Consider the following 237-nt stretch of genomic DNA (forward strand, 5'->3'; position numbering starts at 1 on the left):
TGCCGGGACCGACTGCGCACGCTGTGGGTGCTCATGCCATCCCCTCCAAAAAGCCGCGCGCGGCGGAATAACCGCACGCGCGCGCAAGTTTGGAAGGGAGGTAATTGGGGGCTGCATGCAGGTCACCTGCCCCCCGGTCGGTGAACTCATCGACGGAGGTATCGACACCTGCTGCATGGGGAATTGATGCTCGAAATTCTTGACTTATCCGCGCGACTGAAATCCGATAAAAACACC

1 protein-coding gene is annotated in these 237 nt (G+C 59.5%); it reads right to left on the minus strand.

Annotation, left to right across the window (positions count from 1 at the left end; all coding sequences use genetic code 11):
- Positions 1–31 precede the first annotated feature (31 nt).
- Positions 32–237, minus strand: a 206-nt coding sequence (locus Q5L94_RS14135) for a hypothetical protein (RefSeq protein ID WP_317498979.1), incomplete at its 5' end; no start/stop codon positions are given.

The organism is Idiomarina sp. Sol25 (assembly GCF_033052775.1).
Classification (GTDB): Bacteria; Pseudomonadota; Gammaproteobacteria; order Enterobacterales; family Alteromonadaceae; genus Idiomarina.